The organism is Bacteroides faecalis (genome assembly GCF_003865075.1).
Classification (GTDB): domain Bacteria; phylum Bacteroidota; class Bacteroidia; order Bacteroidales; family Bacteroidaceae; genus Bacteroides; species Bacteroides faecalis.
In genome coordinates this window covers 81888-102326 of the sequence record NZ_BHWB01000012.1, presented here as the reverse complement: position 1 = coordinate 102326, position 20439 = coordinate 81888, and the positions used below count along the sequence as shown (strand labels likewise).

14 protein-coding genes are annotated in these 20439 nt (G+C 37.1%); 3 read left to right on the top strand and 11 right to left on the bottom strand.

The genetic code is table 11. The annotated features are described in order from the left end of the window. Positions 1-72: 72 nt before the first annotated feature. The 5 genes from EJF25_RS17780 to prfB form a co-directional block, all read right to left on the bottom strand. A complete protein-coding gene (locus EJF25_RS17780; RefSeq protein ID WP_125042184.1) occupies positions 73-1365 on the bottom strand; it encodes an MgtC/SapB family protein in 1293 nt (430 codons plus the stop codon). Between the two features lie 49 nt (positions 1366-1414). Next, positions 1415-1882: a CYTH domain-containing protein gene (locus EJF25_RS17775; protein WP_125042183.1), complete on the bottom strand. Its 468-nt coding sequence runs from the start codon at positions 1880-1882 to the stop codon at positions 1415-1417. 19 nt (positions 1883-1901) lie between these two features. Continuing rightward, positions 1902-2954 (bottom strand): porin, encoded by a 1053-nt coding sequence (locus EJF25_RS17770; protein WP_125042182.1) that lies wholly within the window; start codon positions 2952-2954, stop codon positions 1902-1904. 202 nt (positions 2955-3156) lie between these two features. Then, positions 3157-3291, bottom strand: a complete 135-nt coding sequence (locus EJF25_RS26215; RefSeq protein WP_262707218.1) for a hypothetical protein — start codon at positions 3289-3291, stop codon at positions 3157-3159. Between the two features lie 85 nt (positions 3292-3376). After that, positions 3377-4493, bottom strand: a protein-coding gene (prfB, locus tag EJF25_RS17765; protein WP_125042181.1) for a peptide chain release factor 2 whose coding sequence is annotated in 2 segments (ribosomal slippage) — positions 3377-4429 and positions 4431-4493 — 1116 coding nt in all. Because the reading frame shifts where the segments join, the coding sequence is not laid out codon by codon here. Positions 4494-4591: 98 nt separating this feature from the next. Here prfB and EJF25_RS17760 point away from each other — a divergent pair. After that, positions 4592-7510 carry a M16 family metallopeptidase gene (locus EJF25_RS17760; RefSeq protein ID WP_125042180.1) on the top strand — a complete coding sequence of 973 codons (2919 nt, stop codon included), beginning with the start codon at positions 4592-4594 and terminating at the stop codon, positions 7508-7510. A gap of 107 nt (positions 7511-7617) precedes the next feature. On the opposite strand, the gene EJF25_RS17755 is transcribed toward EJF25_RS17760, so the two are convergent. The 6 genes from EJF25_RS17755 to EJF25_RS17730 form a co-directional block, all read right to left on the bottom strand. Then, the gene (locus EJF25_RS17755) at positions 7618-10500 is read right to left on the bottom strand and encodes a glutaminase family protein (RefSeq protein WP_125042179.1); all 2883 of its coding nucleotides are present in this window, start codon (positions 10498-10500) and stop codon (positions 7618-7620) included. 117 nt (positions 10501-10617) lie between these two features. Further along, positions 10618-12069 carry an O-antigen ligase family protein gene (locus EJF25_RS17750; RefSeq protein ID WP_125042178.1) on the bottom strand — a complete coding sequence of 484 codons (1452 nt, stop codon included), beginning with the start codon at positions 12067-12069 and terminating at the stop codon, positions 10618-10620. 12 nt (positions 12070-12081) lie between these two features. Then, positions 12082-12750 (bottom strand): hypothetical protein, encoded by a 669-nt coding sequence (locus EJF25_RS17745; RefSeq protein WP_125042177.1) that lies wholly within the window; start codon positions 12748-12750, stop codon positions 12082-12084. A 13-nt stretch (positions 12751-12763) separates the two neighbouring features. Further along, entirely contained in the window at positions 12764-13516 is a 753-nt protein-coding gene (locus tag EJF25_RS17740; protein ID WP_125042176.1) for a hypothetical protein, read from the bottom strand. Positions 13517-13559: 43 nt separating this feature from the next. After that, on the bottom strand, positions 13560-15575 hold the full coding sequence (locus EJF25_RS17735; RefSeq protein ID WP_125042175.1) for a transglutaminase domain-containing protein: 2016 nt from the start codon (positions 15573-15575) through the stop codon (positions 13560-13562). A 398-nt stretch (positions 15576-15973) separates the two neighbouring features. Continuing rightward, a complete protein-coding gene (locus tag EJF25_RS17730) occupies positions 15974-17779 on the bottom strand; it encodes an AMP-dependent synthetase/ligase (RefSeq protein ID WP_125042174.1) in 1806 nt (601 codons plus the stop codon). A 110-nt stretch (positions 17780-17889) separates the two neighbouring features. Between EJF25_RS17730 and EJF25_RS17725 the strand changes: the two genes are divergently transcribed. Both EJF25_RS17725 and EJF25_RS17720 read left to right on the top strand, forming a co-directional pair. Beyond that, complete coding sequence (locus EJF25_RS17725; protein WP_125042173.1) at positions 17890-18957, top strand: M20 family metallo-hydrolase; 1068 nt, start codon at positions 17890-17892, stop codon at positions 18955-18957. Positions 18958-19019: 62 nt separating this feature from the next. Beyond that, a complete protein-coding gene (locus EJF25_RS17720) occupies positions 19020-19502 on the top strand; it encodes a helix-turn-helix transcriptional regulator (protein ID WP_235016855.1) in 483 nt (160 codons plus the stop codon). Positions 19503-20439 lie beyond the last annotated feature (937 nt).

Sequence of the window (20439 nt, the reverse complement as noted above, 5' to 3'; positions counted from 1 at the left end):
AAAAATCCCTGTATGACCTTACTTCAATTATTACACAGGGATTTTCTATAAGTTCCTTTACATGCAACGACTTCAAAAATAAAAGAATAGCAACAGAACTAAATTAATAGCTACCACTGTTCCGAATCCTCCTAAAATCCAGGGACGCAACTTACTACCTTTGCCGGCAAAAAATAGAGCATAACACATATTCACCAATATATTACTGATAATAGCCTGCATACTACAAGCCGTAATAACCACAGCTGCTACACTTTCAGTATTCTGCAATAAGTTCAATATAAAAGGAGTGATATCACTAAACCCCGAAACAAATGAAAGCAGGTTCAATCCTTCGGTTCCCGCATAAATCAAAGTATAGTGAGTCAATACAGTGAAAATAACAAATAGAACTGCAAAAATCAAGGCTACCTTAAATTCCAAGGGGTTACTGCTATCATCTTCCTCCACATCTGTCGTCATATCACTCGAACGACGTTGCTTGGAATGGATGAACCATGCCACCAAAGCAGCAACAATTGCCATAATCAGCAAGTATGGATAAATAGATAGAAAGATTTCCTTGCTAAAGATCAAGATTAGAATCATAAAACGTAAGAACATCATACTTATTGCCAACAACATAGCAGCTACATAGTCATTTGTTTCTTGTTCCGATGCCTTACGACTCTTACGAGCCAACACTGAAATCGTTGCAGTGCTACTGTAAAGCCCTCCGACAATACCCGAAACCAATATACCGGATTCATGAAAAACATACCGCTTTAAAAGATAAGAGAGGTAAGAAATGCCGGATACAACAACCGTTGCCAGCCAAATGGAATAAGGAGTTAAGTTTATATCCGGAATTAAATTCTTATTTGGAAGCATCGGCAATATGATACCACTGATAGCCAAAAACTTTGCTAACGTGATCATTTCATCATTCTTCATCTTTTGGGCAAACTCCGTAAACGTATGTTTCAACTCTGTTAACAGCAGAACTGTAACGATCACCATTACATAAAACCAAGAAGGTTGGGTAACTACAATTGGAGCTATACAATAAGTAATAAGGGCAATAATGATAGTAGTAACGCCAAACACGTGGAACTGCGATTGTTTTACGTAATAATTTAACCCTAGCAGAAGCCCAAGTATAGCACCGCCACCCATAAATAAGCGCATATCCGTAGGATCGAGTATATAAAGAAGATATCCCAGAATACCAATAAAGGTAAATGTACGGTCCGTACCGAAAAGTGTCGTTTCCCCCTCACGCTTCAAACTGATTCGACGTTGAGAAAGTCCTATAAGCAAAGAAAACAAAGTAACCAACACAAAAGTCACCAATTCCCTCGGCAAGTAATTATACAATTGTTCCATACACAGTTCTTTTACTATTAGAACAAATATACTGTTTATTTGTTAATATTCACCAAGTTTTATACGGTTTTTTCATTAATTGAGAATTGTAGTAACGCCTGTCTCCCGTTACTTCTTCAGCAATAAAAGACGGCTTATCAAAAGTCTCATCCTCTGAGGCCAATTCTACTTCAGCCACAATCAGTCCGTCATTATCCCCATAAAACTCATCAACTTCGAACACATGCTTACCGCAACGTACCAGATATCGAGTTTTATCAATGACACCCGGTTCACAAAGTTTCATTAGTTCCTCAGCCTCCGCCAAGGATAATTCATGTTCCCACTCATACCGACTGGTACCAGATACATTAGAAGCTCCCTTTATAGTCAGATAACCTCTATTATCACGAATACGTACCCGTACCGTTCGTCCCTGGGCGCTACAAATATATCCCTGAATAATCCGGTCCTGAGCAAAAGCCTGTGACTTGAACTCACCGGTAACTAAAAACTTACGTTCAATCTCTTGTGCCATGGCACAAAGATACAAATCTTTAGAATCGGGTCATAAATTCAATCACTATTTTATCACACTCCGATTCTTTAGGAATACCTGATTTTTTATAAAAGTACTTTTCGAAGTTCAAACGGAGATCAGCAATAAATGCTTTTGATAGACTCAATGTGACTCCACTTGTTACACGATGACGAGCATAATCATTTATTTTTAATACTCCCGTTTCAATATCCGTCTTACCGTTACTATGATCGGTCATCATATCATAGCGTGCCAGAAAAGATATCTTATTGAATACTTTTTTCAGTGGCAGATCATAATTGACAAAGCTGTTTACAGAATGTACATCATCAAAAGCATTATGCCCGTACATTTTATAAAGGTATTCCGCTTCAATATGAAAACGATCATTCTGATAATAAACACCAATATCATACATATTAATACGCACATTCTCTGGTTTTATCATTTGAGTGCTCAAAGTCATGTTCCAGTTTTTGTTTAGCAAAAGTTGGGCTTTTACCGAATAGTTCAATGTCTTGTGCCACACCTTTTGATTAGTCAATCCCGAACCATTGAACAACCCTCCTTCAAGAATAAGAGGAAAAGCATCTTCATGACTATATTTTGTCACAAAACCGACATCACGTACATCGCCTACCTGTTTGGCAATAAAAGAACGGTTCGCAAAATATTGTTGATGAGGAGAACGATGCGCATCAATAGTAAAAGGTACACGCATCTGACCAAGGGTAAAATCCAGATTTTTCACAGGGAATACACGCGCATAAGCGTCTAATGTTCTAATAGAACCCTCGTCAGAAAGATCAATCTCAGCTTTGTAAGCCACCATAGGATGGACATTTCCCGAAACACTAAAACGCGCGTTACGTACTTCGAAACGGCTTTCTTTTATTTCTGTCTGAAACTCATACTTTCCCCGGATAGTTCCATGAATCTCCGGCAAATAATCTTTGAGTTCCATCGATTGTTTATTCAGCATTTTGCCATCCCCGGCATCTTCTTTGGCTTGTCCGAAAGCCATAACTGTCATCAATAACATAAAGACAGTAATTGTAATTCTACTCATTCCAGTTGTTCGCTTTACTAATTCGCTGCAAAAGTACAACTGTAAGGATACAAGGAGATTACAAGGAGACTACGGAGTAATAACAAATAAATGACAATCCTATTACAAAAAAATCATCATGGATTACATGATCACATACAGATCAATTATAACCCATAGGTTACGATATATAATCTGTGAAATCTATGTAATCCGTGATGAATTAACCTAAGAAAGAAAATCCAATAAGCATAACCAGTGCCAAAATAACAAGTGAAACAAACACTATTTTGACTACCTTTTGTGCCTGTTGTTCTTCTTTCTTGCTATGTACTACTTTTCTTTTACTCTTACCCATAATAGTTAGCTTTAAAGTTCAACGCTAACAAAGTAAGAACAAATCTTTTAACTTTCCAAAAATAATACTCGCTATTTTTCGGTTTTTATGATTCCTGCGATGAGAATTCCATCAGATAGGCTTTGATAAAACCATCAATCTTTCCATCCATTACCCCGTTCACATCAGAAGTCTGATAATTGGTACGATGATCCTTCACACGACGGTCATCAAACACATAACTTCGTATCTGAGATCCCCATTCAATTTTCATCTTTCCGGCTTCCACTTTTGCTTGTTCAGCCATTCGATGTTGCAACTCCTTATCATATAAAATAGAACGCAACTGACGCATTGCATTTTCGCGATTCTTCGGCTGGTCACGAGTCTCTGTATTTTCAATCAGGATTTCCTCTTCTTCACCGTTATAAGGATCCTTGTATTGGTAACGCAGACGAACTCCGGACTCTACCTTGTTTACGTTCTGTCCACCAGCGCCGCCACTTCGGAATGTATCCCATGAAATACGGGCAGGTTCGATATTCACTTCGATGCTATCATCTACTAACGGAGTAACAAATACAGAAGCAAAAGAAGTCATACGCTTACCCTGGGCATTGTACGGAGAAACACGTACCAAACGATGTACTCCATTCTCTCCCTTCAGATATCCATACGCAAAATCTCCTTCTATATTAATGGTACAGGTTTTGATTCCCGCCTCATCACCTTCCTGAAGATTGGCAATCGTAGCTTTATAACCGTTCGTCTCTGCATATCGAAGATACATACGCATCAGCATTGAAGCCCAATCCTGACTTTCCGTACCACCGGCACCTGAATTAATTTTCAACACACAGTCCATCTGATCGGCTTCCTCGCGCAACATATTCTTGAGTTCCAAAGTTTCTACTGCTTCAATTGCTTTTGCATAAGCGGTATCCACATCTTCCTCTGTAACCAACTCTTCTTTATAAAAATCAAAAGCTAATGCCAGTTCATCGGTCAATGTCCTAACCTCGTTATAGCCTTCAATCCATTTTTGCAGATCTTTCACCAGCTTCATCTGAGCTTCTGCCTTCTTTTGGTCATCCCAAAATCCCGGAGCCTGAGTTCTTAATTGTTCTTCTTCGACTTGAATTTTCTTCGCATCGACGTCAAAGATACCTCCTCAGCGCATCTGTGCGCTCTTTCACGTCTTTAAGTTGTTCGATAGTAATCATCTGATTTTCAATTTTACCTTTTATAATTTACAATTTTCAGTGCAAAGATAAGCAAAAATCTGCTACCTTTGTTTTTGTCATTAAAATGTTGTCGTTATATGAACAAACTACTCAAATTTTCATGCTTATCACTCTTCCTGGTATTAGTGTTCAGCAGTTGTAGCTCACAAAAGAAGTATAGCTATGAAACAGTTCCCAACGATCCGTTAAAAGCGCGTATTTATACATTGGACAACGGATTGAAGGTTTATCTTACTGTAAATAAGGAAACTCCGCGCATCCAGACTTTTATTGCAGTACGGGTAGGTGGAAAGAACGATCCGGCAGAAACTACCGGACTTGCACACTACTTTGAGCATCTGATGTTCAAAGGAACCAATAATTATGGCACACAGAATTTTGAAGCCGAAAAGCCATTGCTGGATCAAATAGAACAGCAGTTTGAAATTTATCGTAAAACGACGGATGAAGTTCAGCGTAAAGCTATTTATCATACAATCGACAGTCTTTCTTACGAAGCATCCAAATATGCTATCCCCAATGAATACGATAAGTTAATGGCTGCTATCGGAGCAAACGGTACTAATGCTTATACTGCCTACGACCAAACTGTTTACGTGGAAGATATTCCTTCCAATCAAATAGAAAACTGGGCTAAAATACAGGCTGATCGTTTTGAAAACAATGTCATACGTGGTTTCCATACAGAGCTGGAAGCTGTATATGAGGAAAAGAACATGTCACTGACTCGTGATAACAGGAAAGTGCAAGAAGCTATCTTCTCTTCTCTTTTCCCTCACCACCCTTACGGAACACAGACTGTTCTGGGAACACAAGAAGATTTGAAGAATCCTTCGATTACCAATATTAAAAACTACTATAAACAATGGTATGTTCCCAACAACATGGCTATCTGTATGTCAGGTGATCTGGATCCGGATAAAACAATTGCTATCATAGATGAATATTTTGGGCAAATGAAGCCAAATCCGGAACTACCCAAACTTAATTTACCCAAAGAAGAACCAATCACTGAACCTATTATACGAGAAGTTTTGGGACCGGATGCGGAAAGCGTTGCATTGGCATGGAGATTCCCCGGTGCTTCAAGCAAAGACTTTGAGACGCTTCAAGTAATCTCTCAATTATTATATAATGGTAAGGCTGGACTTATCGACCTCGACTTGAACCAACAGCAGAAGGTTTTGAATGGGTACGGTTACCCTATGGGATTAGCAGATTACTCTATGTTTATATTAGGAGGAGTTCCCAAACAAGGACAAACATTAGAAGAAGTACAAAATCTCTTGTTAGGCGAGCTTCATAAACTCCGTGCCGGAGATTTTGACGAAAAAATGCTGCAAGCCAATATCAACAACTTCAAGCTTTATCAAATACAGAATATGGAAAGCAATGAAGGTCGCGCAGATATGTTCGTCAATTCATTTATTAATGGAACCTCCTGGGAAGATGAAGTCACTTCCATTGATCGTATAGCCAAACTTACTAAGGCCGAAATCGTGGATTTTGCCAATAAATATCTGAAAAATGATAATTATGCAGCCATCTATAAAAAGCAAGGTAAAGATCCTAATGAAAAGAAAATGACGAAGCCGGAAATAACTCCGATTATATCCAACCGTGATACAGCAAGCGCCTTCCTTACCGAAATACAGAATAGCACCGTTCAACCAATAGAGCCTGTATTTCTCGACTTCCAAAAAGATCTGACTCTACTAAAAGCTAAATCAGACATACCGGTTCTTTACAAACAAAATGTTACCAATGATCTCTTCCAATTGATTTATGTATTCGACATGGGTAATAACCAAGATAAGGCACTGGGTACAGCTTTTAATTATCTCGAATACTTAGGTACTTCTGATATGACACCGGAGCAATTAAAAAGCGAATTCTATCGTCTGGCCTGTACTTTCTACGTTTCTCCGGGTAATGAACGCACTTATGTCGTTCTTTCAGGGCTGAACGAAAATATGCCGGCAGCTATGCAACTGTTCGAGAAGCTTTTAGCTGATGCACAAGTCAATAAAGAAGCCTACAGCAACATGGCGGAAGATATCCTGAAAGCCCGTTCGGATGCAAAATTGAATCAGGGACAGAATTTCTCACGCCTGATGAACTTTGCGATGTATGGTCCCAAGTCTCCTGCTACCAATATACTGACAAAAACAGAACTTACTGAAATGGATCCACAAGTATTGGTAGACCGTATCCATAATCAGAACAGCTTTAAACATCGTATTTTATACTATGGGCCAAGTAGTAGCAAAGAGATTTTAGAAATTATCGATCAGAATCATAAAGTGCCGGCTACCCTAAAAGAGATTCCTGTAGGTGACGAATTCCCTTATCTCGAAACTCCAGCAACTAAAGTATTAATAGCTCCTTACGAAGCTAAACAGATCTATATGTCGCAGATTTCTAACACAGATAAGAAATTCGATCCGACTATCGAACCGACCCGCACACTATACAATGAATACTTTGGTGGTAGTATGAACTCTATTGTTTTCCAGGAAATGCGCGAAACTCGTGGATTAGCTTATTCGGCTTGGGCTGCTTTAAATGAACCAAGGTATTTGAAATACCCTTATATGGTGTTTACCCAAATTGCCACCCAAAATGATAAAATGATCGATGCCATCAATACGTTTAACGAAATCATCAACAACATGCCCGAATCGGAAAAAGCTTTCCAACTGGCAAAAGAAGGATTAATCAACCGTTTACGTACTGAACGTATTATCAAAAGTGATATTATCTGGAGTTATATCAATGCCCAAGACTTGGGAGAGAATGTAGATTCACGTATCAAGCTTTACAATGACATACAAAACATGACACTGAAAGATATCATCAATTTCCAAAAAGAATGGATGAAAGATCGTACGTATGTTTACTGTATCCTAGGAGATAAAAAAGATCTTGATATGGATAAACTGAAAACAGTCGGACCAATTGAAGAACTTACTCAGGAGCAAATCTTTGGATATTAAGATTTATAAAATCCTATAATAAGAAAAACGATGAACGAGTTGCATTATCACATGCAAAATCCGTTCATCGTTTATTTTTTATGCACTAAAATAAATCTGATACTCTCTCATTCCATCTCTTTTTCTAATAACCGGATAAAATAACCCCCTACCACCGGTCTTCCCCAATATCTTGTTAAAGTCCCTTTGTCAGACACATTATAAGCATCCGGCATTGGTACACGAGTTTTAGTTTCATTCATAAACTGATAAAGCGGGAGAAGAAACTTACGGAACTGCACACTATCCTTATTCAAAGAAGCAGTCCATACGCTCCACTCTGCTTTTACATTATTTGTTTCGCTGTCTAGCGGGCAACCATAAGTGCCAAACTTCGTAGCATAAAAAGCAGTTTCCTGTTCTATAACTCTTTCAGGAAAAATATTCAATCCAAGTAATCTATCCCAAACTAGATTATACTTCTGCCCCCAACTATCCAGTCGGTCAAAAGCCAATCGGTAATGATCTCCATCATTAGCCAGCATTTCCCATTCTTTAGACATCTCTTTAGCTGCCGATAAATATTTATCCGCCTCTTCCTGCTTTTTCAACATTCTTGCCAGTAAACCATACGAAGCAATTCCTAAAACACCTTTTACAGATAAGTTGGCATGATGTGGACAACGACTCACAAAGCTACCTGCATTAATCTGTTCTTTCGTATCCGTTCCATTCTCTAAAAGATAATTAGCCCATTTCGACAAAGTCTCCCAGTGCTTTTCTGCATAGCTCACGTCCTGTTCCACTTTAGCCATAGCAGCTACCATGATCAGCATGTTTCCTGCTTCTTCAATAGGAAGGTCTGCTCCTTTTCCCGGTCCATTAACAAACGGATATCCTCCCAGATCATGAGCCGGATATGGTTTATTCCATTTTCCACTTTCACTATAATAAAAGAAAGGAGCAAGCATTGCTTTCAATATCTCCGGATTATAATAAAGGAATAGCGGTGAAGCTGCATAATAAGTATCTACAGTACCAACCAGTGGAGTAAAATAAAGCATTTCATTGTCCGATGTCTCAGACATTTGAAAAGATGCTACAGTCTGGTGGTAAGCCAATGCACAAAGTTCTGCATATTCTTTTCCTCCGGCAAGATATGCCTCCTCCATCAGTTGACGATCGAAAGCATAACATTTAGCCATCACTTCCTTATAATCCTTTTCTGCATTTTCATACAGTTCTTCTATCTTCTTTGTACCCTCTTTATTCCAATAGGGGAACAAGTCCTCCCCAAAATAAGACATCGTACAGAGTCCATCAAAAGAGATTGTCAGATGTTGTGGAAATGCACTATCCAATTCCAACTCCTGTGCAAACGCCGTATAGCGTTTTTCATCAGACTTACGCATTTCCTTTAAATCTCCTTCTTTCATAAAGTGCGTACGCATTTCTGCAGCATCTCCTTGAGCATATGTAACATCACCCTTTGTACCTAAATATAAATATCCCCAACCGGGAGCATCTTTCTCTTTATCGACCCATAACTTTTGGTTTTCGCGACCGGTTTTCATTAACACTAATCCATCTTTTTCATATATTTGTGTAGTCTGTCCTGCACGAAAAGTTTTATGTGGATCAACTTCAAAATAAATTGCCACATCATGTTCTTTACCATCTAAAGCTTTGGCCTGATAAGAAATGTAATTCACCGGTTGGCTAAGAACTTTCAAATCATTCAATAAATAAGGAGTTGTGAAAGTAAGCTTCAATTCCACATCTCCACACTCAAACATATAATGGGTCTGAGTAGCTTGCACATCAACAGATTTCTGCACAGCTTCTTTAGGTTCAGCATACAAGCCAAAGTCAGCCCAAGCCTTTCCACCCCAATTTTCACAACGGGCAGCTATCAATGCTTCTCCATTCTTCATTGTTTCAACAATTGAATCCGGGATTTCTGTTCGAACATCATTTTTCGCCTTAAATCCGGAGCTTACCAATTGCTTTCCATTAATAAACAACCGAATCGCATCATTATGTGAATAACGCATACAAAGCTGTTTGTTTTTCACCAATAAAGAATCGAAAACAACTTTCCTCCTTACCCAGAGTCTTGAGGTATTCCAAGGAGTATGTACATCTTGTTCACCTTCTGTACCAAACATTGCCTCTCCCTCTGCCCAAGTACCATCGTTAAATGTTGCCGTCGTCCAAGCTTCATCTGGTTCCTCTGTGGTATATCTCCCCAGCCATTTTCCCATTGGTGCAACCTTCTCTATAAGGGTTTCCGGTTCATCCGCAAACAATCCGAAATCCAGTAACGCACTTTTTCCCTTATTCTCACAATGAGCAGCAATCAATGCTTTCCCTTCTCTCATCGTATCCAGAATAGAATCCGGAATTTCCACTTTTACGTTCGACGCTGTGCCATCTACTTTACTGACCAATTGTTTTCCATTAATATACAATTGGAGGCCATCATCATGAGAATAACGTAGGTAAATTTTCCTATGTTCAAGCAGATACGGATCAACAACGACCTCTCTTCGTACCCATATATCCGATGAAAGCCACTGAGTCTTCACCTCTCGTCTATCCTTCGTTCCAAACGCACCTTCTCCCACTTGCCAGTATTTATCATCAAATCCCGGTTGTTCCCAACCGACCTCAGGCATAAGACTAGTGAATCTCCCTTCCCATTTTTCAGAATCGAAGCCCATCGGTGCAATCGCCTGCATAGGTAATTCTTCACTTCCCATAAAACGGTATATCACACCATCTACTCGTAGAAATCCCACAAAAGGAAAAGTTTTCCCATTTGTAAAAGTGATATTTCTATCGGTTAATTTATCCGCAGAAGACCACAAACGTACCTGTGGATGAAGTGAGAACAGTGGATAAGACGGGGCACGTAGTTCATTTTTTATAGTTTCGTCAGAATACTTTGTCCCCCTTGTACATGCCATCATCAAAAAGATGAATAGCAGATAAATAAGATGTTTTGCCATGATTATGTTGTTAATTAATTCAACTTCTTTTTATTTCATTATTGAGAAAGCACCAATTTATCATCTCATAGTTATCTATCAATGCTCCCTACTTATATATTTACCAAACATAAAAAATTAAGGTAAGAAACTTTTTCCTAATTCTTCTCTAACCATATTTTTAATATATTCAGTTTCTAATGAATTAACCTTACTTTTATGATTCACAATACGATACGCAATAGAAAGCATATCTTTTTCCTGATGAAGTTCTTTATACAGATTCATCAATAAATATAAAGGATATATCTTATGAGGAATTCGATAATAAGCCTTATAAAACACCTGTTCGGCCAATTGATACTCCCCTAATTGCTGATAATTTTTTCCTAATATATTTAAAAACATAGGATCCCCACTATGCTTAAGTCCTTCTTGTAATATTAGATTACTTTCTGTATACCGTTTTATATTTGATAAACATTGTCCATATTCAAATAAAAATTCTGCATCAGATTTTAAATATGGATATAATACAGTATAATTGGAAGTTATCTCACTATATTGCTCGGCATCAAAATGCGGTTTTAACAAAGCCCATTGCTCATATGCAGTTTTAACATTTCCTGAATGCCCGAATGAAGAACATATTTTCCAAGAAACCACCAATAAAGAAAACAATATGAATCCATATCTTGGAATCATATTTCTCAAACAGGCTTTCTCAGTCGAAAATAACATAACTATAATTATAATACATGAAGATAATAAGCACGTATACATATTCCGAAAAGGATAAGAAAAAAATGCGACCGTTAATAAACTGACAAACATTCCTATAAGTGGCATTCGGTATTGGAAATTCATACGTGATAAATTATAAAACGAATAACTAATTACAAAAACAAGTATCAATAGTCCTTTTATGCCATATTCTACTATTATCTGTAGATATTCATTATATGCAAAATCTGGTGCTCCCGCAATATATTTTTCATGTTCTGTGCCTTTATTATCACGAAAATATTTTTCTTGCGCATCTCCATATGCACTGGAAAAATATCCACTCCCCACTCCACTTGCAAAATTCTCTTTTATAATAGAATATGAGACTTTCCAAATCAGAAGTCTACCATCTGCTGAGTTTTTCTTAAGACCGTATAGAAGAAACATAGATAGGACTAACGAACAAATAAGTACAGTCATAGACCCTCTGCCTACTACAAAGCGCTTATGCTCTGAAATATATAAGCACGTCATTATTCCACAACTAACTAATGCTGCTATCCATGCAGTCCTACTCATACTAAATGGAAGTACAAGAAAAGACAATAAAATATAAACAATAGACAATATAGTGATCAACTTATATTGATAATTCTCAACAAGAAAAAACTTTATCCGTAAAATATAAAACCATGCAATAGGAAGAATCATAACAATAAACATAGAATAAGGTCCCGGATTATTAAATGTTCCACAAATGGTTTGATAAGACCAGTCATTAAAGAAAGCATTTACACATTGCCAAGACCCTATTCCAAGTTCCCAAATACCTAGTAATAGAAATAATAGAAAAACAAATTGCATAGTATATTTCTATTACTTATCAATAGAAAAGGCAAATGACTTCTCCAACTGATCACAATACTTTCTTCCACCTATTTCATATCGAAAAGTACCCGCATAAGATCCCTGCAAACGATTCAAATTCTTTTGATAAACCATTCCCATTCCTCCTTGAAATTTACAATGTGACCCATTAGGTGAAATTTCATATTTCACAATATGAACCTCTTTCTTTTGAGAATTATAAATATACCAAACTGTGCAAACTAGTTCTACACTGTTTGAGTGTACACTTTGATAAACACTAGCTTCCCGTTTACACAATTGAATATTTTCGTCTATCTGAGTCAGTTCACATAATTTCCACTGAAAAGTCGTATCAATAGGATTTTCTTTTGCAAAAGTAAATCCTGTACCAACTCGATGTGAAAATTCCCCTTTTTCAATTCCTTCACATATTTTTTTAAGTCCATCATAGATTTCTTGTTTCCGTTCAGGAGAAAGCTCTGTTTTCAGAATAGAATAATCTATGTAAAACACACTACTCATTGTTTTCCATATTTCATATTCTTTTGGTGTAACTTTTTCTTTTACCCATTCAGGTACTGAGTCTAATGGAGCTCTATCACTAAAAGAGGTTTGAGCATTACCTGCTAATGATAATAACAGAGTAAATACAATTATTATATTTTTAATTTTCATATCTCATAATTAATTAAAGATACACACTATCATTGAATGAAAAATCATTAGAGCCGTATACTCCATTATCATAATAACTTAATGTACCTGCACATGATACAGAAATATAACCATAATCATTATAGTTTGCTTGCGACTGTCCATTTACAGATGCTCCCATTTTTAAATCATCAGTGTCTACATATGGGCTACCCATATTTATATTTCGTGCTTCTTTTGATTCTTTATTATATGAATAAGATAATACAGTTTTCACTCTTATATCCAACCTAGGATGGCTAAACACTTGCAATACTGTTGAATAAGAATCAAAATTTCCTGATTCCTCTTTTGACAGCCTCTCCAGTTTAGATATTTTCATAATATCCTCATCGCGCAGAAATCTAAGCCTCCCCATAGGTTTATCAATTTTCCCATTCGAAATATCCGTACATATCCTGCTTATTCCACTATAAATATGAGCCTTTCTTTTCTCTGTTAATTGACCTTTCATAAAAGAATAGTCAATTTCATATTTAGAACTCAAAATCTTCCATAATTCATATTGTTCTGACGTCACTTCTCTTTTTACCCACTCAGGTACTGAGTCCAATGCCATATACAATGGTACAATTTCTGCCGAAGCACTTCTCATTTTCAATGCTGAAATACTCTTTTCATTAGCTTCCAATACATCTGAATCAGAGACAAAATCATAGTCTTGTTCGCAAGCAACAAGAGCAACCAACATTCCTACAAGGAATAAAGGAAATTTTATTTTCTTCATTTCTACTTTTATTTAGTTAAACAATATTTTATTATAAACTTCATTATTTCCAAACCTGCTTTCCATCTTCATAGGCAAAAATCCTTTCCTGCGTACCACGAGAATAATTTTTCAATAGTAATAAAGCATTAACAGGAACATCTTTATAGACCAAAGTATCTGCCTTGGAAATCTGTACACCAAAAGAATCCCATTTATCCCTTCCAATACAGCAAAATAATTCGTATTCATCACCCGGACGTATATAATTATCATAGTTACGAGGCGTATAAACAATCCTCCCTATCCGCTTAGGACTGCCTAAATCTAAACCAGCCCAGCCACCGGAAACCGCCAAACAATCGAAAGATGTCTCCGTATTACCATCGAACACATTCGGATATTCATGTGAACCATCTTTTTGATAACAACCGGGAGTCCCCATCGCTCTCCCTTTCAATGGAATAGTATCATTAACTGCATAAAAAGTAATTTCAGCCACATTACAATGTGCCTCCTCAGGGCCAACATAACGAATATAGCGATAAGGTTTCACAGAATTAAGATAAACAACTGTTTGTAACCGTTCCGGTTTACGCCCTATCATATGTATGATCTCCTTCTGCTGAAAAGCCGGATCATTACTCACTTCAAAAGTTCCTCCAAGCATACGATTCTGAAACTTTTCTTCCGACTGCAAAGAGTATTTGGAAAACAAAGTAACATCTTGCACACTATCTAATGGAGTGAAGAAATGAAATTCATTAGAAATTGTCACTTCAAACGGATCAGTCCAAAAACGGAGATGTCCTTGCTCATAAGTAGCTACACGCATTACAGGTCCTCTTTGTATATTTGAAAAAACTAAATTTTGCCCGTCAAATTCGGTCCATGCTACAGGCTCCCAACTCATCCGGCTACTAGCACAAAGATAAGCAATACGCGAATGTGGTTTACCTTTATAAATTGATTTCGACGGAATCTTCAACTCTTTCTTATAACTTTTTGCATATAAATCTGTAACATCAATGACATGAGGACTTTTAAAAAAAGGAACAACAACAGAATCTAGTTTTTGCATTTCCTCTTTCATATCACAATTAAGACTAAAAGTATTACGATAGACTTTTATCTTAGAGGAACCATATATCTTGCTATTTCGTACTTCTTTCAAAGCGTCTAGAAATTCCTGATAATACAAGTCACCATACCTACCGGAAAATGATACCCATTGGTGACCGTCATTTCCATCACCATGAATTGGCATGAAATCGATAGCACAGGGAATTCCCAAGGCACGACATACATATACAACATAATCGGAAAGTTCCCGACAGCTTCCTGTTCTGTTCTGAGCGACCTCCGGTCCTACATGAGGAAGTTCAGGAGGAACAGTTGTAGTGAAAAACTTACTCCTTTTACGCAAAGAATCCAGCAGACAACGTGCTGCAACAGCCGGATCATCTTTATCAACTATATCTGAAATACGGAAAGAATCAAGCAAATGATTATATTTATGATATATATTTTCACGCCAATCACTCAGTGTCTCATCCGCAATACGATACGGAAGAATATACTCACAAAAATCTGTAAATGATACATTTTTTCCCCAAGGTTGTTCATGCCAAACCTTAAATGCCCATTCAATATTATTACATAAATAAGCAGAATCGACTGTTTCAATATCCTTATAGGATTGCAAAGAGTCCAAATGAAAAGGTCCATACATATAATAGACTGAATCAACCACCGCTCGAGGAGTAATATTGGTACCGCGAGTTTCACGCAACAACGAATAGAAAGTAAGATACTGCTCCAAGCGTTCACCTTTATAATATGTATAATATGGCATATTTTCTATCAGGAAACAAGCGGCACGATATTTAAGACTATCTGCCGGATGTAACCGATAATAAGACAAAACTTTTTCAAGCTCAGGCCGATTATTTTTAGCTTGTTGAAGAGCTATATCTAATAAAGAAGGTATATGTGACTCCTTTCTTATCTCTGAACAAGAATAGAAACTAACTATTATTGTAAGCAAAGAAATAAAAATCAATTTTATTGGTGTTTTCATTTTATATCTGATTTAGTCAACACAAACATATACAATTGTTTCTCAAATATACGCAACATATTGCTGATAAGCAAGATATTGTTACATTCACATTTTTATAATCAACTGATTATAAATTAAATAAAACCTACAGCTATTTACTTTAGAAGAGATATTGTAACATGTCGGGTATATCAATCTGAATCATTTCCCTCTGAATACTACATATAAGTAAGGTTTTTCCAATAAAAATAAAAACATAAAAAGGACTACAAATCAATAGTTATATTCCAACTCTCGATGAGAAAATAGAGCGAAATAAGAGGGACAATATTCCTAACTTACAAATTATAAATAAAGCTGCCTTATTTTTTAAGACAGCCTTATCCATAATTCTTTAACCGAAATTATGTTATCAATTACTCATCATACATTTTCTCAATCACATCTTTATAATTAACAGCCACAACAGAACGCTTTAACTTTAAAGTATTAGTCAATTCTCCACGTTCCATACTAAACGGTTCAGCGAGTAAAGTAAATCGTTTAATTTGTTCGTAACGAGCAAATTGTTGTTGCAACGTCTCAATGCGAGCACGGAATAGACCTTGAATTTTAGGATGCAATAAAAGTTCATTCATATTCTTATATTCAATTCCCTTTTCTTTTGCATACTCCTTTACCAATCCATATACCGGCACGATCAACGCAGAAACAAACTTACGTTGGTCGGCAATAATCGCAATCTGATCAATATAACGGTCGATAACCAGTTTTGTTTCCAAAGCTTGCGGAGCAACGTATTTACCATTCGATGTTTTAAACAAATCTTTGATACGTTCTGTCAGATAAAGTTGTCCGTTCTTAAAATAACCGGCATCTCCCGTATGGAACCAACCTCCAGAATCAATGGCAGCAGCGGTTGCTTCAGCTTTCCTGTAGTATCCTTTGGTAATACTTTTACCACGAAGCAGAATCTCGTCATTATCTCCGATCTTCACTTCCAATCCCGGCAATACTACACCCACCGAACCGATATCGTAGCCAATTGGCAATGTGCACGAAACAGTAGCTGTAGATTCAGTCAATCCGTATCCCACTACCATGTTAATCCCTACAGAGTGTACAAATTCATTGATTTCATCGGGAACAGCCGCTCCGGCAGTCGGAAAGAAGTTACCATTCTCAATACCGATTGTTTTCTTCAGCAATGAATAAATAGTCTTCTCGTAAAACTTATATTTAAGCTGGTTCATCACTGGAGGAGTCTTTCCCAGACGTAGATAATCCAGGTTATGAACTTTACCAACCCTGATAGCATCCAACATTAATGCTTTCTTCACACCGGTAGTCTCATTAATTTTCTCTTGCACACCGGCATACACTTTCTCCCAAAAACGGGGAACACTGCACATCAATGTCGGACGAATTTCTTTAATCGTAGTCTGAATATCAGCAGGACGGAGATTGATACAAATTTGTACCCCTTTATGAATACAGAAATAACACCATGCTTTCTCAAAGACATGTGTCAGTGGAAGGAAATTCATGGAAACATCTTTATCCGACATCGTAGTCAAACGTTCGTCATGCGTATGAAACTGTTCCAGATAGCAAGAATGATGCAACATCACCCCTTTAGGTTCTCCGGTAGTACCGGAAGTATAAAGAATATTTGCCAGATCGTCATAAGAAGCACGTGCTGTACGCTCTTCTACAATTTGGTTATGAGGAAGTCCTTCTCCCATCGCCATAAACTCATCAAAATAGATAGAAGATACATCGCGCGGATCTTTTACCACAGAACGATCGAAAATTATCAATTGTTTCAGAGATGAGCAAAAGCCGAAAATACTGAAAGCTGAATCATACTGATACTGCTCCCCGACAAAAAGATAGCGGATTTGGGCATCATTAATAATATATTGTGCTTGTGCAGGCGAACTCGTTGCATAAAAAGGGATAGTCACTGCCCGATTTGCAAAAGCTCCGAAGTCTACATAAAACCATTCGGGCATATTCTGTGAGAAAATACCTATATTCTCTTGGTCTTCGATTTCCAATGCAACAAACGCATTTGCCGCTTGTCTTACAGTTTGCGAAAACTGGTTCCAAGTGATTGGAAGCCATTGTGCTGTCTCGTAGTCCCGGTATTTCAGTGCTACCTTGTCGCCATACTTTTCAGCCTGACGATGAACCAAGACAGATAAATGATGATAAGTCATACGCTTTGTATTAGTAAATATGCTACAAAGGTATTAGTTTTATTTGAAACAATTGCGCAAAACGACTATCTTTGTGCAATTTAAAATACTATCTAAAATCAATCTACACAATGAACTATGATATTTCGTCCATGGCGGCAGAGGCTGTAAGTCTGCTCAAATCACTAATCAGTATTCCTTCGCTCAGCCGCGAAGAAACCCAAGCCGCTGATTTTTTACAAAATTATATCGAAGCCGAAGGGATGCAGGCAGGGCGTAAAGGAAACAATGTCTGGTGTCTCAGCCCAATGTTCGACCTGAAAAAGCCAACTATCCTGCTCAATTCTCATATCGACACCGTAAAACCTGTAAATGGCTGGCGCAAAGATCCGTTTACCCCACGCGAAGAAAATGGGAAACTATATGGATTGGGAAGTAACGATGCCGGAGCAAGTGTAGTCTCTCTCTTACAGGTGTTCCTGCAACTATGTCGAACTTCACAAAGCTATAATCTGATATATTTGGCTTCCTGCGAAGAAGAAGTATCCGGTAAAAATGGAATCGAAAGTGTATTGCCAGGACTTCCTCCGATAAACTTTGCAATTGTAGGTGAACCCACAGAGATGCAACCTGCTATTGCCGAAAAAGGATTAATGGTACTGGATGTCACAGCCACAGGAAAGGCTGGTCATGCCGCACGCAATGAAGGCGATAATGCAATATATAAAGTATTGGACGATATCAAATGGTTTCGCGATTATCAATTTGAGAAAGAATCTCCTTTGCTGGGACCTGTGAAAATGAGTGTTACAGTCATTAATGCCGGCACACAACATAATGTAGTTCCTGATAAATGTACATTTGTTGTTGATATTCGTAGCAATGAGCTTTATTCTAATGAAGAATTGTTTGCAGTAATCAAGAAACATATTTCCTGTGCTGCTCAGGCGCGTTCTTTCCGCCTCAACTCATCGCGGATTGATGAAAAACATCCGTTTGTGCAAAAGGCAGTGAAGCTGGGACGTGCACCGTTTGGTTCTCCCACCTTATCGGATCAAGCATTAATGCCCTTTTCATCGGTGAAAATCGGTCCGGGACGCTCTTCACGTTCACATACTGCTGAGGAATATATTATGTTGAAAGAGATAGAAGAAGCTATCGGAATCTATCTGGAATTACTCGACGGACTAAAATTATAAATTGACCGGTCAAATCTTTCACAGATTCACACTCTATATTTGCCAAAAAAATAAGATCAATTATGGGAATTATTTTGAGAATTATCTATTGTACTTTTATCACATTATTTGCATTCTTCATCAGTAGAAAAGTCGTCCGACGTGCTTTGGCAAAATCAGAACATGCAGCCCAAGCTGCTGCATTGGATGTTTATATGAATTCTCTCCAAGGGAAGAACAATAGTACTGTAGACGAGAACGAAATAAATCAGTTACTACATTCCCCATCCAGATTGACTAAAGAGAACTGGAACCGCCTGGAAATATACATAAACCAATCACAGGATTATTTTGCCGCAAAATTACGTCAAAACTACCCTTCGCTTACCGAAGACGATATTCATATCATCTTATTAATGCGAATGGGATTGGATCATAAAGAGATTGCAATATTCTGTAATATATTGATGAGTTCACTACGAACAAGACGCAGTCGCCTAAAGAAGAAAATGAAAGCAGATTGCGATTCCATATCAGATTTCATTAGAGAGCTTTATAAAGACTAGCAAAATACAATTTCAGAACACTATAAAAAAACAAATATGAAAAGTTTCCTTCTATTTCTATCTGAGCTTACTATAACAGTTAGCGGCATGGTACTCATTCAGTTTTTCTGTCCCATCAATATAGACATTATGATTTTTGCTATAACGGGAATCTTATCAATTGCCATCTTTGTACTCTATACATACATTTTGGACAAAACATTACTACCGAAGATAAAGAGAATACTAATAATTACTTTGACGACAATCCTTTGTACTGCATTTATCTTTTTAGTATATAAATATTTAGTAAAAAGAGAACTGAATACGTTTGCAGCATTATATTTCACTACAACTTCCATGATAGGCAATTTTTATCTAAAATACATTTATGCGCCTAAAAAGACAAAATCATAAAGATAACAAGACAGCAATATCTTCACATCACTTATCGAAGAATAATCAGTATTAAAGGGCTATAATCATAAAGTAAAATGGTTTTTCCTTCAGTCATATTTTTGCATATTCTCCTATCATACAAGCACTTGCATTGCGCCATCTTTTTCTATTATTTTCGAACCTATTTATTGGAGATTTATAAGCTCTTTTGATTTTGACTCTTTACTTATCACGAGGCAAAACTAATAGACGCTTACAGGTCTTTATAAGGGAGAGAAAGAAGATTCATTTTATTTCACTGATCAGCAGCACAATATCTAAAATATGAATGATGAAGGAAAATCTGTTTTTATATCATCAAACTAATCATATTTCCAAGAAAAAGATTGAGAAGCCTATATTCAAACATCCCATAGTTTGAAAAAAACATCAAAGTGAATGAAAACAAACTTCCCATAGATTGAATAGGGATAAATCGCCCCCTGCTTCAATTATCATTGACCAATTATTTATGCTGTAAATGGCCGTCACAATTCTATGATTTATGCAATCGAATTCT

Bases quoted from the DNA above. Each gene is read 5' to 3' on its own strand.
- EJF25_RS17750 (WP_125042178.1), bottom strand. From the start codon at position 12,069: ATGCAATTTGTTTTTCTATTATTTCTATTACTAGGTATTTGGGAACTT.
- EJF25_RS17720 (WP_235016855.1), top strand. From the start codon at position 19,020: ATGGGAATTATTTTGAGAATTATCTATTGTACTTTTATCACATTATTT.
- EJF25_RS17740 (WP_125042176.1), bottom strand. From the start codon at position 13,516: ATGAAGAAAATAAAATTTCCTTTATTCCTTGTAGGAATGTTGGTTGCT.
- EJF25_RS17730 (WP_125042174.1), bottom strand. From the start codon at position 17,779: ATGACTTATCATCATTTATCTGTCTTGGTTCATCGTCAGGCTGAAAAG.
- EJF25_RS17725 (WP_125042173.1), top strand. From the start codon at position 17,890: ATGAACTATGATATTTCGTCCATGGCGGCAGAGGCTGTAAGTCTGCTC.
- EJF25_RS17760 (WP_125042180.1), top strand. From the start codon at position 4,592: ATGAACAAACTACTCAAATTTTCATGCTTATCACTCTTCCTGGTATTA.
- EJF25_RS17735 (WP_125042175.1), bottom strand. From the start codon at position 15,575: ATGAAAACACCAATAAAATTGATTTTTATTTCTTTGCTTACAATAATA.
- EJF25_RS26215 (WP_262707218.1), bottom strand. From the start codon at position 3,291: ATGGGTAAGAGTAAAAGAAAAGTAGTACATAGCAAGAAAGAAGAACAA.
- EJF25_RS17780 (WP_125042184.1), bottom strand. From the start codon at position 1,365: ATGGAACAATTGTATAATTACTTGCCGAGGGAATTGGTGACTTTTGTG.
- EJF25_RS17755 (WP_125042179.1), bottom strand. From the start codon at position 10,500: ATGGCAAAACATCTTATTTATCTGCTATTCATCTTTTTGATGATGGCA.
- EJF25_RS17775 (WP_125042183.1), bottom strand. From the start codon at position 1,882: ATGGCACAAGAGATTGAACGTAAGTTTTTAGTTACCGGTGAGTTCAAG.
- EJF25_RS17770 (WP_125042182.1), bottom strand. From the start codon at position 2,954: ATGAGTAGAATTACAATTACTGTCTTTATGTTATTGATGACAGTTATG.
- EJF25_RS17745 (WP_125042177.1), bottom strand. From the start codon at position 12,750: ATGAAAATTAAAAATATAATAATTGTATTTACTCTGTTATTATCATTA.